Origin of the sequence: Microbulbifer sp. ALW1 (assembly GCF_009903625.1) — a bacterium.
Lineage (GTDB): Bacteria > Pseudomonadota > Gammaproteobacteria > Pseudomonadales > Cellvibrionaceae > Microbulbifer.
On sequence record NZ_CP047569.1, the window covers coordinates 1,825,231 to 1,849,216 of the forward strand.

Below are 23,986 nucleotides of genomic sequence, written 5' to 3' on the forward strand. Positions count from 1 at the left end.
TTGCGTAAGTGTTAGAAAAAACGCCGGTGGGTTTCCCCCGGCGTTTTTTTTTGCGCTTGTGGTTTTTTCTCTGGCACTTGCTGGCGGCAGATAATTGCTGCCGTTGAATCTCACGCTTTTAATTCTGGTTAAAAGTTATACAGCGACGTCGTACACTTCTTACCCGCTAAACTGAAAGTACCGACACCTGTTCCGGAAGACGGACTTCTCCGGGGTGTGGCGGTTGCGAAGTGAAGTGGCGAAGGAAAGGTCAAGTTGCGAGGTAGTCAGCGATGAGCCGCACAGGGATTGCAGTGGTGGCATTGGGCGCCACACTCTGCTTACAGGGTTGTATCTTCGTGCCGTATGGAAACGAAAACAGTTACGATCCATTTTTCTTTAATCCGGATGACAAGAGCCAGAGCGCGGACTTTGTGGAGGTGGGTAATTACCTGCCCAATGCCGCGGCACCGCCTGCGGCCAGCCGCCAGTGCTCAACCGATGTGGACAACGCCAGAGTCGGTTCGGCCTGTTGGTTTTTTCCGGTAATGCGGGTCTATTGATTCCGTAACTTTCTAGATGCAACCGGTTGCTTTGTTAAGGAGGCCCTATGCGCAAACGAGTGACACTTCTCTCCCTGTTGGCGGCAGCAACACTACTTTCTGCCTGCGGTACCAGCAGTGTGCGCGATCAGGTGGTCTACCCTAACAGTGCGCCCATTCCCCGCCAGCCGGTGGCGGAGCAGAAAACCAATTACGATGGCTGTCCCGGTGATGCCGAAGAGCTGGCCCCCGGGTCTATCTGCCCGGCTACCGCCCAGTGCTATGAAATTTCCGGCGGTCGTCGCTGCATTGTTTATGAAAAGTAAACTGGCCGCTTATTCGAGCCGCGTTTTGGCTGGCAGTAGTTGAATATCCGTTTTGGGGCAGGGAGCGCCCTTATAGACGGTCACAGGACCGAATGTCACAGGGGAAGTGTTATGAAACTGCGTCAGCTTGTCTTGCTGGCTACCATTCTGATGACCGCTTGTGCCGGTCGTGTTGAAAATGCCGCGAGCCTGGATGGTTTCTGGTGTGACCTTACCGGTACACCGGCAACCTATTACCAGCCACCTCTGCCCGCCAACCTCACACCCGCCTATCCACGCGATTGTTTTGCCGGGGATATGCAGGTGCCGACGGCCAACACCTGCCTGGTAGATGATGCGGTGTGTTATCAGCTGGATACGGGTGCCTGGTGTACCGCTGGCCGCACACCGCAGTGCCCGGCCGGCTCCTCACCCATGGCAATGGAGGCACCCTGCCCGGAAGGTGGCAGGTGCTGGATGTACAGCGAAGGGCTTCGCTGCCACACGGTTGGCGTCTAGGACTGGCTGTGGCTAGGCAGTGACCATCCAGCGGGTATGATCTGGATTAAAGGCGTCCTGGTGGCCATTGATCAATTGGGCAATGCCATCGCTGGCGGCAATCCCGACGCCACTATCTCCGCCCGCACTGGTTTTTTCGCGCGGGTCAAGGAAACGCCGTTCCGCCCCTGGTGGCAGCTGATGGAGCGGATCATCGATTTCACCTTTCGTCCCATCGACGGCCCCGATCACTGCTTCAATGCCTATCTCGCGGATAAGGACGAGGAGCATCGCGAGGGCAGTGACCTGGCGCGCGGTATCCTCGGGATATTGATTATGCTGGTTTGTATCCCGCTGTCCCTGCTGACACGTCTGTATGCCGTTTTCTTTCCTCGACCTTAGCTCTGTTATCGCCTGGGTGATCAAGCGCTTTCCGGCCACGGCAGCCACAGGCTGACCTGAAGCCCGCCTCCACTGCGATTGTGCAAGCGAATTTGTCCACCGTGGGCATCGGCGATTTCCCGGCAGAGTGCCAAGCCTAACCCTACGCCCTGCGGCTTGGTCGAGTAAAACGGCAGTAGAGCCTGTTGCAGCACCTTGTCGCTCATACCGGCGCCGCGGTCTTCCACGGTAAGCAGCTGCCCGTGGGCATCGCTCTCAATGCGCAGGGTAATGGATTCCGCCGGACTGCCAGATTCCGCGGCATTTTTTAACAGATTCAGAAGTGCCTGTTCGATCTGCGCCGAATCGAAATAGCCGGGTCTTGCGGGCAGGCTTCCGGTCAGTGTGAAGGGGTGGAGTGGCTGCAAGCGGGCCACCAGTTTTGCCCAGGGCACTTCTTCACAGCTGGGCGCAGGCAGTTTGGCAAAGCGCGCATACCCCTGGGTAAATGCAGTGAGATGCCGGCAGCGCTCGGCAATAACGTCGAATACGCCGGCGAGTTGCTGAGAGTTAATTTTTTCGGACAGCAGTTTGCCGCTGTGGGCCATGGAGGAAATGGGGGCGAGGGAGTTGTTCAGCTCGTGGCTGATCAGGCGAATCACTTTCTTCCACACCTGTACTTCGGCCCGGGTGAGCTCCCGTGTCATTTCCCGCAGCAAAATCAGGCGATGTTGTTGTGAGTTGAGTACGAAGGTGCTGTTGCTGATATGCAGTGTATGACTGCTGTCGCCATCGAGGTAACTGGTGAGGCCATCCTGTTTGTTTTTGATTGCCTGCGCCAGCTCCGGCGGGCATACGGGAAGAATCTGCTCCAGTAAATGTCCTTGCAGTGGCTTTCCCTGATGCAGCAGGTGGCGGGCGCTGGTGTTGGCATAGATGATGTGCTGGCTCTGGTCGATCAGTAACAGCGCCAGTGGTGAACTCTGGATGACCGTATCCAGCAACAGCTCCCGCTGGTGAATGTGCGCGCGCTCGCGCCGCAATATTTCTCCCACTTCGTTGTACAGCTCTGCCAGCTGTCCTAACTGGTCTTTGCGATCCAGTGCCAGGGAAATGGAAAAATCGCCATCGCGAAAATTCAGCAGCCCGCCTTCCAGACTGTACAGTGCGCGGTTGAGGTTGCGGGTAATGGGGCGCAACAGAATAAAGGTCAGCGTCAGCGCCAGTAGCAGGCCTGCGCTCCATGCCAGTATCGGCTGGGCCCCCAGTTGCAATAGCGCAATAGGAATACCGCTACCGAGCGCCACCGAAAGCAATACGGTGGCGAACAGTTTTCCCTCGATGGAGATTTTCGAACGTGTACCTCGGGACATCAGTAGGGAATTCCGTATTTATCCAGCCGGCGATACAGAGCTTGCCGACTTAATCCCAGTTCGCGTGCGGCCTGGGCGATGATGCCGTTGCAGTTGGCGAGAGTCTGTTCCAGCAGTTCACGGCTGGGTTCGAAGCTGTGCTCCGGTACCTTGAGCTGGGTGTCTTCCGGCAGCGCCAGGGTCGCCTCATCAATGGTGTCGCCCTTGGTCAGCACCGCAGCGCGTTGCATCACATTTTGCAGTTCGCGCACGTTACCGGGCCAACTGTAGCGCATCAGGCATTGCTGTGCCTGCGGGCCCAGTTGTTTTCCGGTGCGGGCGAGGAAACCACGGGCCAGAGGCAGAATATCTTCCGGGCGCTCACTCAACGGCGGCAGTTTCAGTTCGATCACATTCAGTCGGTAGAACAGGTCCTGGCGGAAACTGCCGTCGCTGATCATTTGCTGCAGGTTGCTGTTGGTGGCACTGATCACGCGCACCCGTACCTTGCGGGTCTGGCTGCTGCCGAGGCGCTGGAATTCTCCGGTCTGCAGTACCCGCAGTAGTTTTACCTGACCGCTGGCAGAGAGCTCTCCGATTTCGTCGAGAAACAGGGTGCCGCCATCGGCGGCCTCGAACCGCCCCTGGCGAACCTTGTTGCCTGAGCCGGTGTAGGCACCGGCCTCAGCGCCAAACAGTTCTGCTTCCATCAACTCTTCCGGCAGGGCGCCGACATTGACCTTGATGTAAGGGCCGTGTTTTACGCTTGAGTTGGCCTGCACAATATCCGCAATTTTTTCTTTGCCCGCGCCGTTGGGACCAGTGATCAGCACCGGTACGTCGGAGTGGGCCACCTGGGTGGCCATTTCCAGCAGCTTTTGCACGCTGTTACTGCGGTAGACAATATCCTGCAAATCAAATTGCTGCTGCAATTGTTCGCGCGCCTGCTGCTCGCGGCTCTGGGTCTGCCGCTGTTGCTGCTGCAGCTCGTGCAGCTCCATCAGGTTCTTGATGGTGGCGACTAGTTTGTTGTCGTCCCAGGGCTTGCCCACATAGTCGGCGGCGCCGGCTTTGACCAGCTCCACCGCCATCTCCAGCTGTGTCCAGGCGGTGAGCAATATCACCGGGATATCCGGTTGCAGCTCACGCAGGGCGAAAAACAGCGCGTGGCCTTCTTCACCGGAGGTGGTATCCGCAGTGAAGTTCATATCCTGAATGACGAGGCTGATGTCCGGGTTTTCCCGCAGTAGTTGCAGGCCCGCCTGGGGCGTGATGGCGGAGAGCGTCTGAATATCGTGGAGGGATAACAACAGGGACAGGGCAGAGATGATGCTGGTGTTGTCATCTATGACAAGAACTTTATCCATAATTTTGATCTTGGCTGCACGAGAGAAACGGGCGAGGGCGCCCGTTTCGGTGGAGGAGCAAGTGTACCTTGCTTTAAACGCTGCGTGTGGCGGTTGCCGGAGAGATATTCGCCGCGCGCAGTGCCGGTACCAGGGCTGCCGCCAGACTCACGACCAGCAGTGTCACGGCGCAAAACACGGTAATGCTCAGAGGCAGCGCGGGCTGTTCAAATTCCCGGACCAGAAAGCCGTTGAAAATCTGCGCCGCCGCGGTACCCAGGGCGATGCCCGTTGCCGCAATCATCAGGTTTTCCAGCAGGAAGTAGCGGCAGATGGCGGTACGGGTGGCGCCCAGTGCACGTCGTACACCGATCTGCTTCTGGCGCTGGGTAATCCAGAATACCGTGAGACCGATGATGCCGAGGGCAACGATAAAGGTCAGCAGGATGACGACGCCGCTCAGTACCTTAACCATCGTATTGTCCCCGGCGTAGTACTGGGCCTTTTCCTCTTCGATGGTATAGGAGTTGATCACACGGTTGCCATCGCGCTCCGCCAGCTTCTCCTCGACCAGTTTCTGTACTGCGTCGCGCTGCCCGGGTTCGGCGCGCACGATGTAGTAGAACCAGCGGTCGGTAATGGCCGGGTAAAAGGCACCGCGACCGGCAAGTGCGGAATTGGGCCAGGGGCCCAGATTGCGCTCGACGATACCGACAATCTTGATCGGATGGTCGTCACCGCCGTTGAAAAACGCTTTGCCCAGCACATTGCCATCGCTCTCGGGAAACAGGTCATCGGCAAATTTCTGGGTCACCACTGCGATGGTCGGGCGATCGTTGCTGCTGGGGCTGATTTTCATCACCTCTTCAGGGTAAAACCCGCGGCCGGCGATCAACTTCATTCCCAGCGCATCGATGAAGTGTTCATCGGTGGTGTAGTAGTTGGCGCTCATCCCACCGGTTTCCTGGTTGGGTTCGGTATAGAAGCCACTGGCAGATCCGCTGCCGGACAGGGGGACATGGTTGCTGATGGTGGCACTGGCCACACCCGGCAGGGAGCGGATCATATCCAGGTCCTGGCGGAAGGCATCGTACATGTCGTAGTCCTTGGGAATCGCCATGAAATGAAAAGTGGTAATTTCATTTTCAGCGATACCGGTGGGACGGGACATGCGCTCGGTACGCTCGTTCATGACCACCAGCGCATTGCTGACGATGGCGAGTGTGAGCCCCAGCTGCAGTGCAATCAGCAGTGCAGAGACTTTGTGGCGCCACAGCGCCGATAAAATGGGTCGCAGTTCCAACATGGTTATTTCCTTTCTGCTTGCACTGGCTTACTGGGTTTTCAGGTAAATGGACGGATTGGTACGGCTGATGCGCCATGCCGGGTAGAAGCCGGCCAGCAGGCTGGACACGACCGCGAGGCCAATGGCTGCCAGCATCATGGTCCAGTCCATGGAGGCAACGCGATCCATGTAACCCATCTGCAGTTGTCGAATCAGCGCCAGGCCGGCAAGAGTGAGCAGAATACCCGCCAGTCCACCGAGCAGCCCGACACAGGCGCTTTCCACCAGGTGCTGGCTGAATACCGCGTTGCGACTGGCGCCGAGCGCGCGACGCACACCAGCCTCCGGCGCCTTGCGCAGGAACTTGGCCAGCAGCAATGCAACCGCGTTTACCAGGCACACCAGCAGGAAGGCCAGCGACAGCCAGTTGAGCATGCGGTCATCGCCGTCCACGACCTCGTTCAGCAGCAGCCACTCGGAAGGCTTGCTGAGACCGAATTTCAGCGGGCGGGGGAAGCGCCCCTGTTCTTTCTGTTCGCGGATATAGCCGGTGAGAAAATCCCGATAGGCTTCGATTTGCTGCGGCGTGTCCAGCTGTACCCAGTACTGCAGCCACACCATGTCGCTGTTCAGGCGGTCTTCGTAACTATTGATTTGCTCCGATTTCCAGCCATTGGTGTTTCCCCAGGGGTAAATTTCAAAGGTGCGGTGCAGGCCGAAGGGCAGGAATGCTTCCGCGGACTTGTTGAAGTGGCCGTTGTTCAGGTCTTGCACTTTCGGGCTGGGCTGCCAGTGATCGGTTACGCCGACTACCGTGAAGGGCACGCCGTTGAAGTTGACGGTGCGACCGACACTGTTTTCACCGCCGAACAGTTTTTCGTTGCTTTCCTTCGAGAGTACCAGCTGGTGAATCGGGCTTTGGTCTGCTTCTTTTGACCAGGTGCCGCCGTAAAGGAAGGGCACATCAAACAGCGAGAAGAAATCACGGCTGGTGACTCGGGAGTTGGCGGTAAACGGGCGTATATCGGAATTCTCCAGGGAAATGGGGCCGCCCCAGCGGTGCATGGCAACCTGGTTTACCGGAATGTCCGAGCGCAGCAGGTTGACCGCATCCTGGTAGGTCAGCTGCCAGGGCATTTCACTGGGGTTGTCCGCTGCTTCGTGGGGATCCCAGGCATCCAGCTGCACGGCATAGAGCACGTCATCTTTAGCCGCGAGTGCATTGCGCGACATCATATAGTTGAGGGTCAGGGTGGTCATGGCTGCGCCGACGCCCACGGCGATGGCCGCGACCATCAGCGCACTCAGCACCGGTGTGCGGCGCAGGCTGCGCAGCGCCAGGGAAACGTAGTATCCAAACATGCTGGGTCTCCTCAGGCGATCGCGGCTTGTTCTTGCGGTGTGGCCTGGCGCAGGTCCGATACCTGGCCGTCCACGATCTGGATATTGCGGTGCGCACGGCGGGCAAGATCCGGGTCGTGGGTTACCATGACGATGGTCGTGCCCCATTCGTTGACGAATTCCAGCAGCTCCATGACCTGCCTGGCCATCAGTGAGTCCAGGTTACCGGTGGGTTCGTCCGCGAGCAGGAAACGGGGCTCACCGGCCAGTGCGCGGGCGATAGCGACACGCTGCTGCTGACCGCCGGAAAGTTGTGCCGGCAGGTGCTTGGCGCGAGCCGCGAGGCCAACCTGTTCCAGGGATTTTTCAATGCGGCGACGGCGTTCCTTTGCGTTGAAGCCGCGGTAGCGCAGGGGCACATCAATATTGTCGAACAGGTTGAGGTCGGGAATCAGGTTGAAACCCTGGAAGATGAAACCGATTTTTTCGTTGCGCAGGTGTGAACGGTCGCGATCGGACAGGTTGCCCACTTCCTGGCCGTCCAGCAGATACTCGCCGCCGGTGGGGGTTTCCAGCAGTCCGGCGATATTCAGAAAGGTCGTTTTGCCGGAGCCGCTGGGGCCGGTAACAGAAACAAACTCGCCTTCCTTGACCTCCAGGCTGAAATCCCTGAGTGCGTGGGTCTCAATGGTGTCGGTGCGATAACTCTTACGGATATTGTGCATTTTCAGCATGTTGATTTCCTTGTCTGTGAGTATGAATGTCGGTATTTAAAAATTGTTAAATGGAAGTTGTTAAATAAAAGTCGTTAAATAAAAATCTTTGGGTGGCGCTGCTGCCGACCGCTGTAAGTTCTATTCCCGCAGTGCAACGATTTGCGCGTTTTCCAGCGCTTCCGCAGAGGACGTAATAATCTGGTCGCCTTCCTGCAGGCCGGAAACAATCTCTACCTGATTCAGGCCCAGTGCGCCGATGGTGATCGGTACTTTCACTGCCTGTTGCTGGTCGTTCAGCTTCCACGCAAAGCGACCGCCGGTCTGATCGAGGAAAGCACCGCGTTTCACCAGCACCACGTTGTTGCGATTCTCGAGCAATATCCGCGCGGTCAGACGCAGGTTCTGGCGAAGTTTCCCGGGTTGTTTTTGGGTGAAGCGGACACGGGCAACCACCTGTCCTTCGATCACCTCCGGAGCGATCGCGGTAATTTCACCCGGCAGTTTCTTGCCGCCCATATTGATTTCCACCGCCATGGCGAGTCCCAGGTCGTCGGCGTAGTTTTCCGGTACCGCGGCTTCAAGCTCAAAACTGGTGAGATCCACCACCGTGAGCAGTGGCGCGTTAGCAGCCACCGCAGCGCGCTGGGTAGCAGACAGGCTGCCGATGGTGCCGTCGACCGGGGAAACGATTTGCAACTCGTTGACCTTGCGCTGCAGCTCTTCCATCTGCAGTTTTTGCTGGGATACCTGTAGCTCCAGGGTCTGGGTTTCAAATGCCAGTGATTCGTTCTCCAGCGCAGCGTTTTGCACCGCTTGCGCGTGTTCCAGCTCTGCGCGCGCCAGGTCATCGCTGGCCTTTTCGAAGTCCAGCTGGGAGATGATCTGCTTCTCCATGGAAATTTCGGCACGTTTCAGTTCGCGACGAGCGGCGGTCAGATCGACCTTGGCAAGCTCCGCCTTCTGGGTGTTCTCAAGGCGCTGGCGCTTGGCCTGGATTTTCTGGCGCGCCAGCTCGACGCTTAGCTTGCTATACAGAGCGCTCTCCTGAGCCAGCTGGTTCTGTAGCTGTGGGCTCTCTACCTCAGCCAGCAATTGTCCCTGTTCAACGGCATCGCCGGCCTTCACCGCAAACTTCACAATCCCCTGGGCCGGGCTGAACAGGGTAGGGCTGTTGGCCGCAACCACCTTGCCCTGCACCACCAGGTCCCGCACCAGATCTCCGCGCTCCACCGCCGCAATATTGATCCGTGCCAGCGACACACTCGCATCCACCGCATTGGTGCTCTGCCAGCTCATCAGCCCCCAAACCACAAATGCCGCCCCGCCAATGGCCAGCCCTGCGCGTTTCAGCAGGTGCGGATTCTTCCACGGGGTCTGCGGTTTGAGTTGGACGTCCTGCCCGGAGGTATCTCTGATCATGTTGTTCCCAAGTTCTTGAAATCTGTTCTTCTGTCACTGTGACGCGAGCGATTCGCTGCCCGGATGCAAAGTGAAATTTCTGGATGCAGCGGGCTTATCGCAATTGCCGTGCCAAGGTGGATTTTTGTGTTAAGTGATTGATAAATAAGGAAAATAAATTTTCCAGAAGTTTTTACATGTAGAGGAGGGTGTCCGCAAAAAGTGTCCGGACATGCTGTGTCCGTGGGGCCGGACAGGAGTTGTAAGAAGCGACATTAAGTTTGGTGGAGATTTGTGCTGGCGTTCGATGCGAAGGTGCCGATATCGGGTATTCCTTTGCGAGACCTTCCGCGAGAGGGACCTCGCGGAAGAGCCCCCATGGATGGGTTTACGGCGTGTCTCGCAAAGGAATACCCGGTAGCGGCACCGCCAAGGAGCTGAATAAATACTCCGAGCCACTTGGGCGTTCTTTAGCCAGCCCTTCCAAGATGCTAGAATCCGCGCCCGCATTTACGGCTAAAAAGGCCGGGATCGAAAAAGACTCCCCAGACAGGCTCCCCTGATTATGCAGTTCTCCAACACCCTGTTGTCGTCCACCAGAAACGACTGGTTCGGCAACATTCGCCGCGACGTCCTCGCCGGCCTCGTCGTCGCCCTGGCCCTCATCCCCGAGGCCATCGCCTTCTCCATCATTGCCGGCGTCGACCCCCGGGTAGGCCTTTACGCCTCCTTCTGTATCGCCGTCGTCATCGCCTTCGTCGGTGGCCGTCCCGGCATGATCTCCGCCGCCACCGGCGCCATGGCCCTGTTGATGGTCACGCTGGTCAAAGAGCACGGCCTGCAATACCTGCTCGCGGCCACACTACTAACCGGGGTACTGCAGATCATCGCCGGCTATCTCAAGCTCGGCAGCCTGATGAGCTTCGTCTCCAGGGCCGTGGTCACGGGGTTCGTCAATGCGCTGGCGATCCTCATTTTTATGGCCCAGTTGCCGGAACTGATTGACGTTACCTGGCATGTCTACGCCATGACCGCAGCGGGCCTCGGCATCATTTATCTGTTTCCGTACGTGCCGGTGGTGGGCAAGATCCTGCCGTCGCCGCTGGTGTGTATCCTGACGTTGACCGCCGTTGCCGTCGCGCTGGGGCTGGATATCCGCACCGTGGGCGATATGGGCGACCTCCCGGATACCCTACCGGTATTCCTGTGGCCGGAAGTACCGCTCAATTTCGAGACCCTGAAAATCATCTTCCCTTACTCCGCCGGCCTGGCCGTCGTTGGCCTGCTGGAATCGCTGATGACCGCCACCATCGTGGACGATCTCACGGACACCAACAGCGACAAGAACCGCGAGTGTAAGGGCCAGGGCATTGCGAATATTGCGGCCGGTACCCTCGGTGGTATGGCGGGCTGCGCGATGATTGGCCAGTCGGTAATCAACGTGAAATCCGGTGGTCGCGGCCGCCTGTCCACCCTGGTGGCCGGTGTTGGCCTACTGACCCTGGTGGTGTTCCTGAGTGATTACGTGGCGGTAATCCCGATGGCGGCGCTGGTGGCGGTGATGATCATGGTGTCTATCGGTACTTTTGATTGGGGGTCTATCCGCAATCTGAAGAAGCTGCCGCTGTCGACGAATCTGGTGATGCTGGCCACGGTGATTGTGGTAGTGTTTACCCATAATCTGGCTTTCGGGGTATTTGTGGGGGTGTTGTTGGCGTCGCTGTTCTTTGCCAACAAGGTGAGCCACTTTATGTACGTGAGCTCGGAGCTGGATGAGGAGAGCAATAGCCGCACTTATAAGGTGGCGGGGCAGGTGTTCTTCAATTCGGCGGACAAGTTTGTTGCGTCCTTTGATTTTAAAGAGGCGCTGGACAAGGTGGTCATCGACCTGAGTCGCGCGCACTTCTGGGATGTGTCGGCGGTTTACTCTCTGGACAAGGCGGTGGTGAAGTTCCGTCGCGAGGGGGCTGAGGTTGAAGTGATTGGTCTGAACGAGGCCAGCTCGACCATCGTTGATCGCTTTGGGGTACATGATAAGCCTGAGGAAATTGAGAAGGTGCTCGGAGGGCACTGAGCCTGCAGACTTCGTTTTGAATTCCTGTGGCGCTCAAGCACCGGGTGAGGGATTTCAAAACCGCTGTGAATACATCCATGTACGCTGCGTCGGCGACATCCCTGTCGCCGACGCTTTTGAAATCCCTCACCCGGTACTTGAGCTTCGCGTCAGATTTCTATTCTTCGATTGTGACTAGCGATAACGAGAGAAAATAATAAATGACCGAACAGAAAGATCCCTTTGTACTCTCCTGCATCGATGGTTCCCGCTACAGCGGTGCTGTCTGTGATTACGCCGCCTGGATTGCAAACCGCACCGGTGCCCCTCTCAAACTTCTCCACAATATCGAACGCGTTTCCACCCCGGCCGTTGCCGATCTGACCGGTAGCATTGGCCTGGGTAGCCAGGAAGAATTGCTGGAGGAATTGACGGCGCTGGAGCAGAAGCGTTCCAAGCTGCAACTGGAGCAGGGGCGCTTGATGTTGGAAGACGCGCGGGCGCGGGCGTTGGCTGGTGGTGTGGAGCGGGTGGTGACCTGTCAGCGGCATGGAGCAGTGACTGAGTCGCTGGTGGAGCTGGAGGACCATATCCGGGTTCTGGTACTGGGTATTCGCGGCGAGGAACACGAGGATTCGGATCGGGGGTTGGGGGCGCATCTGGAGACGGTGGTGCGTTCGCTGCACAAGCCGATTCTGGTGGTGAACCGCGAGTTCAAGGCGCCGCGCTCGATCATGCTGGCGTACGACGGCAGTGAAGCGGCGCGCAAGGCACTGGACATGGTGGCGACCAGCGCGGTGTTCAAAGAGGTGGAATGTCACCTGGTGTACGTTGGTGACGGCGCGGATTCTGTTCTGGCGGAGGGTGCAGAGGCACTGAGCCATGGAGGGATTTCCGTGATCAGTGCCAACTTGCAGGGCAAGACGGTAGAGGCGCTGATCGCCTACCAGCAGAAGCACGACATTGACCTGACGGTAATGGGTGCCTTCAGCCACAGCAAGCTGCGGGACCTGCTGCTGGGGAGTATTACTGCGAAAATGCTGCAGGGAACCAAGCAACCGCTACTGCTGCTGCGCTGAGATACTTTCCGCCAAAAAATGCAAAAGCCTGTGACGGGAGACCGCCACAGGCTTTTTTTATTGTTTACGTGAACCGCTGGTATCAGCTGGCGAGCCTGCTGGCCTCGGAAGTGGAATTGGCCGCTTCTGCTACCGTCATTCCGGCCTTCTTGTGCGGCGTCGGCTTGCCCTCGGCGTCCAGCGCCACAAACACAATCCGCTCCACCCGCACGATCAGCTCCCGGGTCTGTTTGTTGCGCATTTCGCAGTGCACCGTCAGCGAAGTACGCCCGATATCGGTGACCTCGAAACCGAATTCCACGATATCCCCGCACACCGCCGAACTGACAAAATCAATTTCCGACATCAGCTTGGTCACAATATTTGCGGTGCCCATCTGGCACCCCGCGAAAATGGCTGCCTCCTCATCTATCCACGCCAGTGCCTGGCCGCCGAACAGACGTTGGGCTGGGTTCAGGTCGCCGGGTTTTACGAAATGACGTGAGTAGTACTTCATGAGTGATTACCTCGCTGGTTTCCCCTTAATCGGGTTCAAGTTTCACCGCTTTCCGTAGCGGCCCCATAAGAGGAATTGCATTAAGCGTGCCAAGACTCAAGTCATATATAGAAGTGCAAATGGCATGCTGAAGGTGAGGTGCTGGACACTATTTTCAGAAGCGTCGGCGACAGGGACGTCGCCGACGCAGCGTACAGGGATGTATTCACAGCGGTTCTGAAAATAGTGTCCAGTACCTCACCGCCACAGGGTGCGATACGTGGGACTGAATCGTGTTGATTGGTCGCACTTGCTCGAAATTTGTGCGGAGCGCACTTGATCAGGGCGGGAACTCTGACAGGGCTTGGCTAATCTGGCCGCAAGGTAGGATATTCTGGCCGCTAAAATCCCGTATCGTGATATGTCTCTATGGGAGTTGCCCCCAAACGCCATTAGAATGTGCCGCTTTGGTGGCCGGTCAGTCGGCCATCTGGATTGAAGAATCACCCAACGGAGAGAGCCCGGCATGATCATCCAGCCGAAAGTTCGCGGATTCATCTGCACCAACGCCCACCCGCAGGGCTGCGCCGCCAACGTGCGCGAACAGATCGAATACATCAAATCCCAGCCCGCCATTGAAGACGGCCCCAAAAACGTGCTCGTCGTCGGCGCCTCCACCGGCTACGGCCTCGCCTCCCGCATCACCGCCGCCTTCGGCTGTGGCGCCAATACCCTCGGCGTATTCTTCGAGAAACCGCCGACCGACAAGCGCACCGCCTCCGCCGGTTACTACAACTCCGCTGCGTTTGAAGAAGAAGCCCACAAAGCAGGCCTCTACGCCAAAAGCATCAACGGCGACGCCTTCTCCAACGAAATCAAAGCCCAGGCCATCGACCTGATCAAACAGGATCTCGACAAGATCGACCTGGTTATCTACAGCCTCGCCTCCCCCCGTCGTACCGACCCGGAAACCGGCGAACTGTACAGCTCCGTGCTGAAGCCCATCGGCAAGTCCTACACCGCCAAAAACCTCAACACCGACAAACTGGAAATCTCCGACATCAGTGTTGACCCGGCGAACGAAGAAGAAATCGCAGCTACCGTCAAGGTCATGGGCGGCGAAGACTGGGAACTGTGGATGAAAGCGCTGGGCGATGCCGGGGTACTGGCGGACGACTGCAAAACCGTCGCCTACACCTACATCGGTGAAAAGCTCACCTGGCCGATCTACGGCCACGCCACTATCGGCAAGGCCAAAGAAGACCTGGACCGCGCCGCCAAGGCCATCAGCGATAGCGGTAGCGCCAGCGCCAACGTCGCGGTACTGAAAGCCCTGGTTACCCAGTCCAGCTCCGCCATCCCGGTGATGCCGCTGTACATCTCCCTCGTCTACAAAGTGATGAAGGAAGAGGGCACCCACGAAGGTTGTATCGAGCAGCTGTACCGCCTCTATACCGAAGGCCTGTACACCGACAGCCCGCGCCTGGACGACACCAATCGTTTCCGTATGGATGACAAGGAACTGCGTGCGGAAACCCAGGCCAAAATCGAAAAACTGTGGCCGGAAGTGACCGAAGCAAACCTGTTCGAGCTGACCGACTACAAAGGTTATGCCGACGACTTCCTCAAACTGTTTGGCTTTGGTGTAAAAGGCGTCGATTACGAGGCCGACACCAGCCCGCTGGTGGAAGCGGACTTCAAGTAAGTTCATTCTCCGCTCGAAACAAAAGACGCCATCCTTTCCGATGGCGTTTTTTTATGCCTGCAACAAATGCGAACCTGTACGGACGACTGTTACTTGTCAGTGATCTGGCGAACTCCGGGCGGTGTAAGCGCAGCAGCTATACTGACGAAATCGCCTTCCGTTAACCTCCGTGCCGATGAATATTTTTGCGTATGTAATCAACTTCGTCCTGCTGCTTGTTGCCCTGGCCATCACCCTGATGCTAGGCGATCTGGTGCGCGCCTTTCGCGAGCGGCAGTTAATTTCTTTGCATTGGTTGGTTCCCGTATGGGTGCTGCTGATAATCGCCTGGCAGTTTCAATTGCTGTGGGGAGCGTTTGAACTGCACAAACTGCAGAAAGACTGGACGGCGCTGGAGTTTGGTCTGCTGATCGGACTGACCTTGATTTTGTGCGTTGCCAGTCGATTGATTGTGCCGGGGCGCACCGCACAGGAGAGCCTGGGGGAGCAGCCGCACGATTCCGCCAAAAGCGCATTTGAGCGTTTCCGCTTCAACGGAAAATGGGCTATAGCCTGCCTGGCGATCTATTTTTTCTGCGCCTACCTGATCAATATTTTCCTGTTCGATTTGGGAATCTATAACCCGAACAATGTGGAAGATCTCGCACTGGCCGTGTTACTGGTATTGCTGACCTGTTCGAAGAAACCTTCGTACTGGACCCTGGGGACGGCACTTTTTGCCCTTGCCTCGGTGGTCGGTATCGTGGTTTTGAGCCCCGCCCATTACGCCAACTGATGTCGTTTAATTGATAGTCCAGCGCTGTCCGTTTGTACCCTCCGCACTTCTGTCGGCATAATGCGGCATCTTTTCTCAAATTTTTTCGGCCTTGCTTTCCTTCGCGGTGAGTAGGTTGTACGTGCAGTAAACGGGAGTCGCAATGGAATATCGCCAGCTGGGTAAAACGGATATTCAGGTCAGTAAAATTTGCCTGGGTACCATGACCTACGGGGAACAGAACTCGGAAGCGGAAGCCTTTGAACAGTTGGATTACGCCACCGCTAACGGCGTGAATTTTATCGACTGCGCGGAAATGTATCCGGTACCTCCCAAACCGGAAACCGCCGGGCGTACCGAGGAGTACATCGGTAACTGGATGGCCGCGCGCGGCAATCGCAATCAGTTGATTCTCGCCACCAAGGTGACCGGTCGCAGCAGTGCCAACTCCGGAGTCGGCCATATTCGCGGTGGTCCCCGCCTCAGTCGGGCGCAGATTATCGCTGCCTGTGACAGCTCGCTGGCCCGCCTTAAAACCGACTATATCGACCTGTACCAGGTGCACTGGCCAGAGCGCCAGGCCAATTTCTTTGGCCAGCTGGGTTATGTGCACGGCGATGACGATGGTATCGACATCAGCGAAACCCTGGGGGCGCTGGAAGAGCTGGTTGCGCAGGGCAAGGTGCGTCACATCGGCCTTTCCAACGAAACCCCCTGGGGCATGCATCGCTATCTGCGGCTCGCCGCCCACGGTAATAAACCGCGTATCGCCAGCATCCAGAACCCCTACAGCCTGCTGAACCGAACCTTTGAAGTGGGCTGCGCGGAAATGGCGATTCGCGAGCAGTGCGGTCTCCTGGCCTATTCACCGCTGGCGTTTGGCACTCTGAGTGGCAAATACCTCAATGGCGCAAAACCGGCGGGCGCGCGCCTTACCCTGTTTGAGCGCTTTCAGCGTTACACCGGTGAACGCGCCGTTTCCGCCACAGAGCAGTATGTGGACCTGGCGCGGGAGTGGGGGCTGGACCCGGCACAGGTGGCGTTGGCATTTGTCACTCAGCAACCCTTCGTTACCGCCAATATCATCGGCGGTACAACCATGGAGCAGCTGGTGTCGAATATTGCCAGCAGTGCGCTGGTGTTGAGTGCCGAGCAGCTGGCGGCCATCGAGGCGATTCACCGACAGAATCCCAACCCGGCTCCCTGAGGTCGGTTCCTATCCGGTTGTTTTTTGTCAGTCGCTGGTTTCCTGGGGCTCGTCTCCTGGCACTTGTCGCCTGGCGCGGAAATATTGCGCCGGCGAACCTATACTCCTAGGAAGTGTTTCGCGCCGGTTGTTGCAAGGTCCAGACAGCGCATGCAGCGCCGGCATCCTTAGCATGCGAGGAGAATTTCTGATGGAAACCGGTCACCACACCCTCAACGATCTGTTTGCCCAGCTGGGCCTGGGCTCTGACGACAATGCTGTGGAGGACTTTCTCAGCCGCCATCACCTGGCGGGGGAGGAGCAGCTGGCAAGGGCTGAATTCTGGAGCGAGAGCCAGCGCAAGTTTCTGCATGATGCGGTCACCGAAGATTCGGACTGGTGCGAAGTGGTCGACGAGCTGGATGCGCTGTTACGCCACTGAGCAGTGTGGCCAGCCGAATCCCGGCTGCGACTGAAAAGTCACGCCCGGGCCGGTGCGCTAACTGCGAAGTCCGTCGCCTGCGTACCGCTGCAGCGTGAGTATCCCCTGGGGCGCCCCATGGCTATAATGCGCCGTTTTCTTCCGGGCGCTCCCCCTTGAATGGCAAGCTGGACTTAAGAGGTTGACTCGTAGGTTGGACTTGAAGACTGGGGCATGAGAGTGGCCCGGCATTTAATTCCCGACAGCTGCTGTACGCCACTTTATGGAAAAACCGCATTTTCGCGCCGCCCTGTTGCACCCGCGCTACTGGCTCACCTGGTTCTTATTCGGACTCTGGTTTCTCGTCGCACAGCTGCCTTATCGCTGGCAGATGTCCCTCGGGCGCGCCCTGGGCCGGTTGATGCTGCGTTTTGCCACTAGCCGCCGCATTATCGCTGAGCGCAACCTGGCGCTCTGCTTCCCGGAGCTCTCCGGTATTAAGCGCGAGCAGTTACTGCGTCGCAATTTTGCCTCCAACGGTATCGCTTTGATGGAAACCGGCATGGCCTGGTTTCGCTCCAGTCGCTGGCTGCGCAAGCGCTTCACCATCGAGGGGCTGGAATACCTGCAGCAACCCCAGAGCCGGGGGCAGGGCGTGGTGATGATGGCGATGCACTTCACCACCCTGGAAATTGGCGCCGCCTTTATGAGCATGAGCCATCCGGTGGATGGGATGTACCGCCCGCATAAAAACCCCGTGTACGACTATATGCAGCGCAAGGGCCGCGAGCGCCACGGGGAAAGCTCCAATGTATTGCAGCGCAAAGATGTGCGCGGCATGTTGCGGGCGCTGCAGAAGGGGCGCGCCGTGTGGTATGCACCCGATCAGGATTACGGCATCAAGCAGGGTGTATTTGCCCCGCTGTTTGGTATTCCCGCCGCAACAGTGACCGGTACTTCCCGCTTTGCCCGGGTGGGTCGGGCACAGGTGGTGCCCTATACGGTGACTCGCCTGGAGGAGAAGGGGATTTACCAGGTGAAGGTATTCCCGCCGATTGAGGAAATCCCGTCGGGGGACGAACTGAAAGACGCGGTGCTGGTCAATCAGTTTGTGGAAGCGCGCATGCGTGAGAATCCGTCACAGTACATGTGGGTACACCGCCGCTTCAAAACTCGCCCGGAGGGTGCGGAAAGCTTTTATCCCAAGCAGAAAAAACGGCGCAAAAAGCGCAAAAAATAACCAGTTGTGGGCCAGGACCCTGATCGCCGGGCGGATACGCTTTTTGCGCTGGCATCGAACTGGCACGCTCAGTAACATACCGCATTCAATTTTTGGCGGTACAGGCCGGCCTTGGGCCGGTTGGAGAAGGAGTTGCAATGATTTCCGGCAGTATGGTGGCACTGGCCACACCCATGTACGCAGATGGTAGCCTCGACTGGGACAAGCTGCACGAGCTGGTAGAGTGGCATATCGAGCAGGGCACGCGCGCCCTGGTGGCGGTAGGCACTACCGGTGAATCCGCCACCCTGGACGTGCACGAGCATCTGGAGGTCATCCGCCGGGTGGTGGACCAGGTGGCCGGGCGTATCCCGGTGATTGCCGGTACCGGCGCCAACTCTACCACCGAGGCCATCGAGCTGACCGCCACCGCCGCCAAATGTGGCGCCGATGCCTGCCTGCTGGTCACTCCCTACTACAACAAGCCCACCCAGGAAGGCCTCTACCAGCACTACAAAGCAGTAGCCAAGGCCGTCGACATTCCCCAGATCCTCTACAATGTGCCCGGGCGCACCGCCGTGGATATGCTGCCGGAAACCGTGCAGCGCCTGACATCCGTGAGCAATATCGTCGGTATCAAGGAAGCTACCGGGGACCTGGAGCGCGCGCGCCAGATCATCGAGATGGTGCCGGAAGACTTCGCGGTTTATTCCGGTGATGACGCCACCGCGGTGGAACTGATGCTGCTGGGTGGCCACGGTAATATCAGCGTGACTGCCAATGTGGCCCCCGCGGCGGTGGCGCAAATGTGTGAAGCCGCGCTGGTTGGCGACGGCGAAACTGCCCGCGCCATCAATCAGCGCATCGATATATTGCACAAAACGCTGTTTGTGGAGTCCAACCCGATACCCGTGAAATGGGCACTGAAGGAAATGGGGCGTATTGAGGGTGGCATTCGCCTGCCTCTCACCACATTGTCCGCAGAACACCACGGTGTTGTGCGTGATGCGCTGCGCAAAGCCGGCGTACTCTGACGGGTAACACTCGCAGGCGGTAGGACTGCTCTACGGAGCACATCGGGTGTCAACACCACTGCCGCACTGGACTATTTGCGATCAGGACTGATTCGACAAGGTACGAATAATGACAAAATTTACCGCCGGAGCCCTGCTGTGCGCTGCGGTTACCACCCTGGGTGGCTGTGGCATCTTTGGCAAGGACGGTTACTTCCGCGACCGCGGTGACGACTACCAGCTGGCCGATACGCTGCCACCGTTGCAGATGCCGGAAGGTATCAGCAGCAAAAACCAGGAAGAGCTGTACGAAATCCCCCATATCAATAACAGCGATGTGGAGCGCGGTGAATTTGTGGTGCCGCGCCCGCAGGCGCTGTCCGTCAATGCTGGCCTCGATAGGGTCAAGATCCAGAAGCTTGGCAACCGTCGCTGGGTGCTGGTGAACCAGCCGCCGGATGAAGTCTGGCCGCAACTGCATTACTTCCTGCGCACCGCCGGTCTGCAGCTGGCCATGTCTGACGCCGGTGCCGGCACCATGGAAACCACCTGGTTGACGTTCGGGGAAAACCCGGAAAGCAAAGACAAATACCGCCTGCAGGTCGAGTCCGGGGTGCAGCCGGATACCACCGAGATCCATGTGCGTCACCTCGCAGTGCCGCTGGACGCGCCCGTGGGCGGTTCGGTCAATTGGCCGGCGCAGTCCAGCGATCCCGAGCGCGAGGGCTGGATGATCGATGAAATGTCCGGTGCCCTGGCCGCGGAGTCTACCGGTGCTGCGGCGTCCCTGGTGGCTCAGGCCATCGGTGGCGGCAAGGTCAAGGTGCAGGTGATGGAGCCGGCGGGCAAAGAGCCGTTTATCGCACTGGACCTGGCCATGAACCGCGCCTGGGCCACTGTGGCCCACGCCCTGAATACCGGGGCTTACCGGCTGCACAAAGAGGATGCTGACCTTGGGATTCTCTACGTGACTTACGACAGCGATCGCGAGTTGTCGGAAGAAGACGACGGTTGGTTCTCCAGCTGGCGTTCCGGCAAGGGCGAAGACAAGCTGGCGAAGTCGGCCGATGCTTTCAGCCTGCAGCAGGTACTGGCAAATATCGACACCAGTGCTACCGCCGAGCCGGCCCTGTTTGCCAATTTACAGGGGCTGGGTGGTGCACCGGACAGCAATATCCCGGGGTATCTGGTGGTACTGCGCGGTGTGGATAACTCCATCGAAGTGCGTATCCGCAATACTCGCGGTCAGCCGCTGTCCCGCGCCAAAACCTCGGAACTGCTGATGGCGATCCGCCAGAACCTGATCTGACGAAAGGCTTTTTAGGATCTGTTGATGGCGATCAGATTTGCCTCCCTGGGCAGTGGCAGTAAGGGCAATGGCACTCTGGTCGCCTCTGGTGACCACTGCCTGCTGGTGGACTGCGGTTTCACCATCAAGGAGACCGAGCGGCGCATGGCGCGGCTCGGTCTTACCCCGTCCGAACTCTCTGCAATCCTTGTTACCCACGAGCACAGCGACCATATGGGCGGCGTCGGCCCCCTGGCGCGTAAGTACCGCCTGCCGGTCTATCTGACGCCGGGTACCCTGCGGGCCCGGGATATCGGCAGCCTGCCACAGGTGGTGCTGATTGAGGGCCACCAGCCGTTCTCGGTGGGGGATATCCAGGTAACACCGGTTGCGGTGCCCCACGATGCCCGCGAAGCGGCCCAGTTTGTATTTCGCAGTCGCGGCAGCAGCCTGGGTTTGCTCACGGACCTGGGGACCATCACTCCCCATGTGGAATCCCATTTTGGCGACTGCGATGCGCTGGTGCTGGAGGCCAACCACGACCCGCAAATGCTGGCCCAGGGGCCATACCCTCCATCGCTCAAGCGTCGGGTAGGCGGCGCCTATGGCCACCTCAGCAATCAGCAGGCGGCCGGGTTTCTGCAGCGTGTGGGCAGCGAGCGCCTGCAGCATTTGGTGGTGGCACATATCAGTGAAAAAAATAACAGCCTGGAACTTGCCCAGGCCGCGCTTGCAGACGCCGCGGCCAAGGCCGCCAACTGTATCTTTGCCTGTCAGCAGGAAGGGTTTGACTGGCTGCAGATAGAGCAGGCAGAGTAACCACTTTCCCGCCGCCGGCGCCGGTAGCGTTGGTGGCACCATCCCACTTTTTCCAATAAGAAACGGAGTTTCATCTGTGGCAGCACTCGACTACCTCTCGCGCACCGACAGCGGCACCTTGTATGGCAAGCCCGGCCTGGATTTGCTCTTGATTGAAACCGGGTTGTGTCGCGCGGTAATCTCCCTGCAGGGTGCCCAGGTGCTGGAGTTTACCGCCGAAGGCCGTGCGCCCTTGCTGTGGCTGAGCCCGAGTGCCCAGTTTGAACCGGGTACCGCCGTACGCGGTGGCGTCCCGCTGTGCCTGCCGTGGTTCGGCGAAAACCGCCGCGACCCGAGCAAACCCAAGCACGGGCTGGTGCGCAACCAATTGTGGGAGCTGTCAGGTACTGATGAGCTGGCCGACGGCACCCTCGTGCTGGACTTTCGCTTTGTACACCCTGGCGACACGCTGTTTGCCGCCAGCTTTGAATGCGCTCTCAAAGTTTCCCTGGGTAAATCCCTCGGTTTCGACCTGAGTCTCACCAACACCGCCGCGGAGGCTGCGGAGTACAGCTGGGCCCTGCACACTTACTTTGCGGTGGACAATGTGGCCGAGGTGGAAGTTGAGGGGCTCGAGGGTGTGGAATACCTGGATAAAACCCGGGGCTTTGCCCGCGATTGCCTGGAGGGGCTGCAGACCTTTCCCACGGAAGTGGATCGGGTATTCGAGCAGGCGCCCGCCCGCCAGACCATCCGCACACCCAATCCCATCACCGCGGACAGCGAAAACTGCCACACGGTGATCACTTGGAACCCCGGTGCCGAGCTGGCTGCCACTTTGGCGGATATCGGCGCGGACTATCGCGGTTTCGTTTGTGTGGAGCACGGTAACGCCTTTGCCGACAGCTGGCAGTTGCAGCCGGGTGAAAGCGCCAGTGCCCGCTTGACCCTCAGCCGCTAACCTGCCGGGAGCCGCCCCATGGAATCCGGATTGATCCACGCGTATCTGCTCGATGGCAGCGGCAAAGGCCGCCGCCTCAGCTGGGCCGAGGTAAAGGACTGGCAGCCCTCCCAGGGGCGCCTGTGGCTGCATTTCGACTATACCGCTCCGGAAACTCGAGCCTGGATCACCGGCCCGGCCAAACTCGATTCCCTGGTCTCCGATGCGCTGCTGACGGAGGAGACCCGCCCCAGAACCACCAGCATTGGCGACGGCCTGCTGATCGCACTGCGCGGCGTCAATCTCAATCCGGAGTCGCAGCCAGAAGATATGGTGTCCATCCGTGTATGGGCGGAAGCAGACCGGGTGATCAGTACCCGCAAGCGCCAGTTGTTGTCCATCACCGATCTCTGTCATCAACTCGACAGCGGGCGCGGGCCGCGCAATTGTGCCGACCTGGTGGTTGAGCTGGCAGATCTGCTGGTGTGGCGTATGAGCGATACGGTGGAGTCCTTTGAGGAAACCATCGACGAGCTGGAAGACCGTGTGGTGGCGGGGGCCAGCGGCGCGCTGCGCCTGGACCTGGCGTTGCTGCGCAAGCAGACCATTACCCTGCGTCGCTACCTTTCCCCACAACGGGAGGCGCTGGCTCGCCTGATGGCGGAGAAAATGGACTGGGTGAGTGAGGGCAACCGGTTGCAGTTGCGCGAGGTCAGCGACCGTCTGTTGCGGCACATTGAGGATATCGATGCGGTGCGAGAGCGTGCGGCGGTAACCCAGGAGGAGTTGATGAGCCGGATATCCGAGCAGCTCAACAGCCGTATGTACGTACTGTCGATCATCGCCGCCATTTTCCTGCCCCTGGGGTTTCTCACCGGCCTGCTGGGGATCAATGTGGGGGGAATTCCCGGATCCGAGAATCCCCGTGCCTTCCTGATTTTCAGCGTGCTGCTGACGGTGACGGTCGCAATTCAGCTGGTGGTTTTCCGCTGGAAGAAGTGGCTCTAATCCGGACTTTGCCCCTGGTTTCCCGCAAATACGGGAAAGTCTGGGGGCGTTAACCGAATACCGCCGCCGTCTGCCGGGACAGGGCGATCAGCTTGCCTTCCGCATTCCACAGTCGCGCCTGAATCGCCGCGTAACCATCCTCTGCTTGTTCCACCTCCGCCAGATACTGCCACCAGTCGCCGCTGTCGGCTTGCGCCTGGAAAGCGGCGGGCATCAGTTCCAGTGTCCAGGTCAGGGAGCTCGCCGGGGCAAAGTCTTTCAGCATCGACAGTACCGCCGGTGGCCAGGCGTCGATCAGTGCCAGCAGGTGCCCGGTGGTTGCCGGTCCGGCGGATTCTTTGAAACGGATCCAACCGCCCAGGCAGGGCTCGCTACTGCCACTGTAGGGCATGGCACCGGCGGCGATGCGGTAATCGAAGTGCTGGGTGAATTCTGGCACCAGCCCTTCGATGTAGGGCAGGGCTTCGCAGGCTTGCGGTTCGCGGAACTCGGGGGCCTTATCGGGTACTACGGAAATGGACGAGGTCCGAGGCTTGCCAAAACTGGCCAGGGCTGCGGTGACCACCTGCTCCCCCTGGTGCGCGCGGGCTTCCAGCTGTACCGCCGAGCGACCGGCGCGCAGCACCTGGGCGCGTGATTCCAGTTCACCGGTTGCCGCCGGGGCCACAAACGAGATCGTCATCGAGCGCAGGGCGGCGTCTTCAGAGGATCCTGCTGCTGCGTCCCCCTGAGCGCTCTGCTGGGCGTTCTGCAGCTGGCTATCTATCTGCTGGTACAGCATCGCCGCCACCAGGCCGCCAAAGGTGGCGCGCCCCTGGGTCCAGCCGGCTGGAATTTCTGCCGCGGGGTTCTGGCGGGCGTTGCGGAGAATGGTGTTGAAGTCCATTTTATTGACCTGTAACTG

24 protein-coding genes are annotated in these 23,986 nt (G+C 58.8%); 16 read left to right on the forward strand and 8 right to left on the reverse strand.

What is annotated here, in order from left to right; translation table 11 throughout:
* Positions 1 to 272 precede the first annotated feature (272 nt).
* The 4 genes from GRX76_RS07395 to GRX76_RS07410 all read left to right on the forward strand — a co-directional run bounded on the left by GRX76_RS07395 (position 273) and on the right by GRX76_RS07410 (position 1,726).
* Positions 273 to 542 carry a hypothetical protein gene (locus GRX76_RS07395; protein ID WP_160152717.1) on the forward strand — a complete coding sequence of 90 codons (270 nt, stop codon included), beginning with the start codon at positions 273 to 275 and terminating at the stop codon, positions 540 to 542.
* A gap of 47 nt (positions 543 to 589) precedes the next feature.
* Complete coding sequence (locus GRX76_RS07400) at positions 590 to 847, forward strand: hypothetical protein (RefSeq protein WP_160152718.1); 258 nt, start codon at positions 590 to 592, stop codon at positions 845 to 847.
* A 111-nt stretch (positions 848 to 958) separates the two neighbouring features.
* Positions 959 to 1,345, forward strand: a complete 387-nt coding sequence (locus GRX76_RS07405) for a hypothetical protein (protein ID WP_160152719.1) — start codon at positions 959 to 961, stop codon at positions 1,343 to 1,345.
* 36 nt (positions 1,346 to 1,381) lie between these two features.
* Positions 1,382 to 1,726 carry a hypothetical protein gene (locus GRX76_RS07410; RefSeq protein WP_160152720.1) on the forward strand — a complete coding sequence of 115 codons (345 nt, stop codon included), beginning with the start codon at positions 1,382 to 1,384 and terminating at the stop codon, positions 1,724 to 1,726.
* Between the two features lie 20 nt (positions 1,727 to 1,746).
* Here GRX76_RS07410 and GRX76_RS07415 read toward each other — a convergent pair whose 3' ends face one another.
* From GRX76_RS07415 to GRX76_RS07440, 6 genes are all read right to left on the reverse strand, one after another.
* A complete protein-coding gene (locus GRX76_RS07415; RefSeq protein WP_160152721.1) occupies positions 1,747 to 3,078 on the reverse strand; it encodes a PAS domain-containing sensor histidine kinase in 1,332 nt (443 codons plus the stop codon).
* Entirely contained in the window at positions 3,078 to 4,424 is a 1,347-nt protein-coding gene (locus GRX76_RS07420; protein WP_160152722.1) for a sigma-54 dependent transcriptional regulator, read from the reverse strand. Before GRX76_RS07420 ends, GRX76_RS07415 begins: the two co-directional genes overlap by 1 nt.
* A gap of 73 nt (positions 4,425 to 4,497) precedes the next feature.
* Positions 4,498 to 5,709 (reverse strand): ABC transporter permease, encoded by a 1,212-nt coding sequence (locus GRX76_RS07425; protein WP_160152723.1) that lies wholly within the window; start codon positions 5,707 to 5,709, stop codon positions 4,498 to 4,500.
* A 27-nt stretch (positions 5,710 to 5,736) separates the two neighbouring features.
* Positions 5,737 to 7,050, reverse strand: a complete 1,314-nt coding sequence (locus GRX76_RS07430) for an ABC transporter permease (protein ID WP_160152724.1) — start codon at positions 7,048 to 7,050, stop codon at positions 5,737 to 5,739.
* 11 nt (positions 7,051 to 7,061) lie between these two features.
* Entirely contained in the window at positions 7,062 to 7,763 is a 702-nt protein-coding gene (locus GRX76_RS07435; RefSeq protein WP_160152725.1) for an ABC transporter ATP-binding protein, read from the reverse strand.
* A gap of 120 nt (positions 7,764 to 7,883) precedes the next feature.
* On the reverse strand, positions 7,884 to 9,164 hold the full coding sequence (locus GRX76_RS07440; protein WP_160152726.1) for an efflux RND transporter periplasmic adaptor subunit: 1,281 nt from the start codon (positions 9,162 to 9,164) through the stop codon (positions 7,884 to 7,886).
* Positions 9,165 to 9,708: 544 nt separating this feature from the next.
* Between GRX76_RS07440 and GRX76_RS07445 the strand changes: the two genes are divergently transcribed.
* Positions 9,709 to 11,217, forward strand: coding sequence for a SulP family inorganic anion transporter (locus GRX76_RS07445; protein WP_160152727.1), 1,509 nt, complete (start codon positions 9,709 to 9,711; stop codon positions 11,215 to 11,217).
* A 200-nt stretch (positions 11,218 to 11,417) separates the two neighbouring features.
* The gene (locus GRX76_RS07450) at positions 11,418 to 12,275 is read left to right on the forward strand and encodes a universal stress protein (protein ID WP_160152728.1); all 858 of its coding nucleotides are present in this window, start codon (positions 11,418 to 11,420) and stop codon (positions 12,273 to 12,275) included.
* Between the two features lie 82 nt (positions 12,276 to 12,357).
* Here GRX76_RS07450 and GRX76_RS07455 read toward each other — a convergent pair whose 3' ends face one another.
* Positions 12,358 to 12,771 (reverse strand): acyl-CoA thioesterase, encoded by a 414-nt coding sequence (locus tag GRX76_RS07455; protein ID WP_160152729.1) that lies wholly within the window; start codon positions 12,769 to 12,771, stop codon positions 12,358 to 12,360.
* Between the two features lie 505 nt (positions 12,772 to 13,276).
* Between GRX76_RS07455 and fabV the strand changes: the two genes are divergently transcribed.
* The 10 genes from fabV (at position 13,277) to zntB (ending at position 23,082) form a co-directional block, all read left to right on the forward strand.
* A complete protein-coding gene (gene fabV, locus GRX76_RS07460) occupies positions 13,277 to 14,455 on the forward strand; it encodes an enoyl-ACP reductase FabV (RefSeq protein WP_160152730.1) in 1,179 nt (392 codons plus the stop codon).
* A 169-nt stretch (positions 14,456 to 14,624) separates the two neighbouring features.
* Entirely contained in the window at positions 14,625 to 15,230 is a 606-nt protein-coding gene (locus GRX76_RS07465) for a hypothetical protein (protein WP_160152731.1), read from the forward strand.
* Positions 15,231 to 15,372: 142 nt separating this feature from the next.
* Positions 15,373 to 16,416, forward strand: coding sequence for an NADP(H)-dependent aldo-keto reductase (locus GRX76_RS07470; protein WP_160152732.1), 1,044 nt, complete (start codon positions 15,373 to 15,375; stop codon positions 16,414 to 16,416).
* Between the two features lie 172 nt (positions 16,417 to 16,588).
* Entirely contained in the window at positions 16,589 to 16,837 is a 249-nt protein-coding gene (locus tag GRX76_RS07475; protein ID WP_236250594.1) for a DUF2789 domain-containing protein, read from the forward strand.
* Between the two features lie 262 nt (positions 16,838 to 17,099).
* Positions 17,100 to 18,056, forward strand: coding sequence for an LpxL/LpxP family Kdo(2)-lipid IV(A) lauroyl/palmitoleoyl acyltransferase (gene lpxL / locus GRX76_RS07480; RefSeq protein ID WP_160152733.1), 957 nt, complete (start codon positions 17,100 to 17,102; stop codon positions 18,054 to 18,056).
* Positions 18,057 to 18,193: 137 nt separating this feature from the next.
* A complete protein-coding gene (dapA, locus tag GRX76_RS07485) occupies positions 18,194 to 19,069 on the forward strand; it encodes a 4-hydroxy-tetrahydrodipicolinate synthase (RefSeq protein ID WP_160152734.1) in 876 nt (291 codons plus the stop codon).
* Between the two features lie 109 nt (positions 19,070 to 19,178).
* Positions 19,179 to 20,357 carry an outer membrane protein assembly factor BamC gene (bamC, locus tag GRX76_RS07490; protein ID WP_160152735.1) on the forward strand — a complete coding sequence of 393 codons (1,179 nt, stop codon included), beginning with the start codon at positions 19,179 to 19,181 and terminating at the stop codon, positions 20,355 to 20,357.
* A gap of 24 nt (positions 20,358 to 20,381) precedes the next feature.
* Positions 20,382 to 21,155: an MBL fold metallo-hydrolase gene (locus GRX76_RS07495; RefSeq protein ID WP_160152736.1), complete on the forward strand. Its 774-nt coding sequence runs from the start codon at positions 20,382 to 20,384 to the stop codon at positions 21,153 to 21,155.
* A 76-nt stretch (positions 21,156 to 21,231) separates the two neighbouring features.
* Positions 21,232 to 22,095: a D-hexose-6-phosphate mutarotase gene (locus GRX76_RS07500; protein WP_160152737.1), complete on the forward strand. Its 864-nt coding sequence runs from the start codon at positions 21,232 to 21,234 to the stop codon at positions 22,093 to 22,095.
* Between the two features lie 18 nt (positions 22,096 to 22,113).
* The gene (gene zntB / locus GRX76_RS07505) at positions 22,114 to 23,082 is read left to right on the forward strand and encodes a zinc transporter ZntB (protein WP_160152738.1); all 969 of its coding nucleotides are present in this window, start codon (positions 22,114 to 22,116) and stop codon (positions 23,080 to 23,082) included.
* A 49-nt stretch (positions 23,083 to 23,131) separates the two neighbouring features.
* Here zntB and GRX76_RS07510 read toward each other — a convergent pair whose 3' ends face one another.
* Positions 23,132 to 23,968, reverse strand: coding sequence for a thioesterase family protein (locus tag GRX76_RS07510; protein ID WP_160152739.1), 837 nt, complete (start codon positions 23,966 to 23,968; stop codon positions 23,132 to 23,134).
* Positions 23,969 to 23,986 lie beyond the last annotated feature (18 nt).

Excerpts from the sequence above, each read along its gene's own strand:
- GRX76_RS07445 (WP_160152727.1), top strand. The coding sequence starts at position 9,709 with ATGCAGTTCTCCAACACCCTGTTGTCGTCCACCAGAAACGACTGGTTC.
- GRX76_RS07510 (WP_160152739.1), bottom strand. The coding sequence starts at position 23,968 with ATGGACTTCAACACCATTCTCCGCAACGCCCGCCAGAACCCCGCGGCA.
- GRX76_RS07450 (WP_160152728.1), top strand. The coding sequence starts at position 11,418 with ATGACCGAACAGAAAGATCCCTTTGTACTCTCCTGCATCGATGGTTCC.
- bamC (WP_160152735.1), top strand. The coding sequence starts at position 19,179 with ATGACAAAATTTACCGCCGGAGCCCTGCTGTGCGCTGCGGTTACCACC.
- GRX76_RS07470 (WP_160152732.1), top strand. The coding sequence starts at position 15,373 with ATGGAATATCGCCAGCTGGGTAAAACGGATATTCAGGTCAGTAAAATT.
- GRX76_RS07455 (WP_160152729.1), bottom strand. The coding sequence starts at position 12,771 with ATGAAGTACTACTCACGTCATTTCGTAAAACCCGGCGACCTGAACCCA.
- GRX76_RS07420 (WP_160152722.1), bottom strand. The coding sequence starts at position 4,424 with ATGGATAAAGTTCTTGTCATAGATGACAACACCAGCATCATCTCTGCC.
- GRX76_RS07475 (WP_236250594.1), top strand. The coding sequence starts at position 16,589 with ATGCGAGGAGAATTTCTGATGGAAACCGGTCACCACACCCTCAACGAT.
- dapA (WP_160152734.1), top strand. The coding sequence starts at position 18,194 with ATGATTTCCGGCAGTATGGTGGCACTGGCCACACCCATGTACGCAGAT.
- GRX76_RS07440 (WP_160152726.1), bottom strand. The coding sequence starts at position 9,164 with ATGATCAGAGATACCTCCGGGCAGGACGTCCAACTCAAACCGCAGACC.
- GRX76_RS07405 (WP_160152719.1), top strand. The coding sequence starts at position 959 with ATGAAACTGCGTCAGCTTGTCTTGCTGGCTACCATTCTGATGACCGCT.
- GRX76_RS07400 (WP_160152718.1), top strand. The coding sequence starts at position 590 with ATGCGCAAACGAGTGACACTTCTCTCCCTGTTGGCGGCAGCAACACTA.
- GRX76_RS07430 (WP_160152724.1), bottom strand. The coding sequence starts at position 7,050 with ATGTTTGGATACTACGTTTCCCTGGCGCTGCGCAGCCTGCGCCGCACA.
- fabV (WP_160152730.1), top strand. The coding sequence starts at position 13,277 with ATGATCATCCAGCCGAAAGTTCGCGGATTCATCTGCACCAACGCCCAC.
- GRX76_RS07410 (WP_160152720.1), top strand. The coding sequence starts at position 1,382 with ATGATCTGGATTAAAGGCGTCCTGGTGGCCATTGATCAATTGGGCAAT.
- GRX76_RS07395 (WP_160152717.1), top strand. The coding sequence starts at position 273 with ATGAGCCGCACAGGGATTGCAGTGGTGGCATTGGGCGCCACACTCTGC.
- lpxL (WP_160152733.1), top strand. The coding sequence starts at position 17,100 with ATGGAAAAACCGCATTTTCGCGCCGCCCTGTTGCACCCGCGCTACTGG.
- GRX76_RS07495 (WP_160152736.1), top strand. The coding sequence starts at position 20,382 with ATGGCGATCAGATTTGCCTCCCTGGGCAGTGGCAGTAAGGGCAATGGC.
- GRX76_RS07435 (WP_160152725.1), bottom strand. The coding sequence starts at position 7,763 with ATGCTGAAAATGCACAATATCCGTAAGAGTTATCGCACCGACACCATT.
- GRX76_RS07415 (WP_160152721.1), bottom strand. The coding sequence starts at position 3,078 with ATGTCCCGAGGTACACGTTCGAAAATCTCCATCGAGGGAAAACTGTTC.
- GRX76_RS07425 (WP_160152723.1), bottom strand. The coding sequence starts at position 5,709 with ATGTTGGAACTGCGACCCATTTTATCGGCGCTGTGGCGCCACAAAGTC.
- zntB (WP_160152738.1), top strand. The coding sequence starts at position 22,114 with ATGGAATCCGGATTGATCCACGCGTATCTGCTCGATGGCAGCGGCAAA.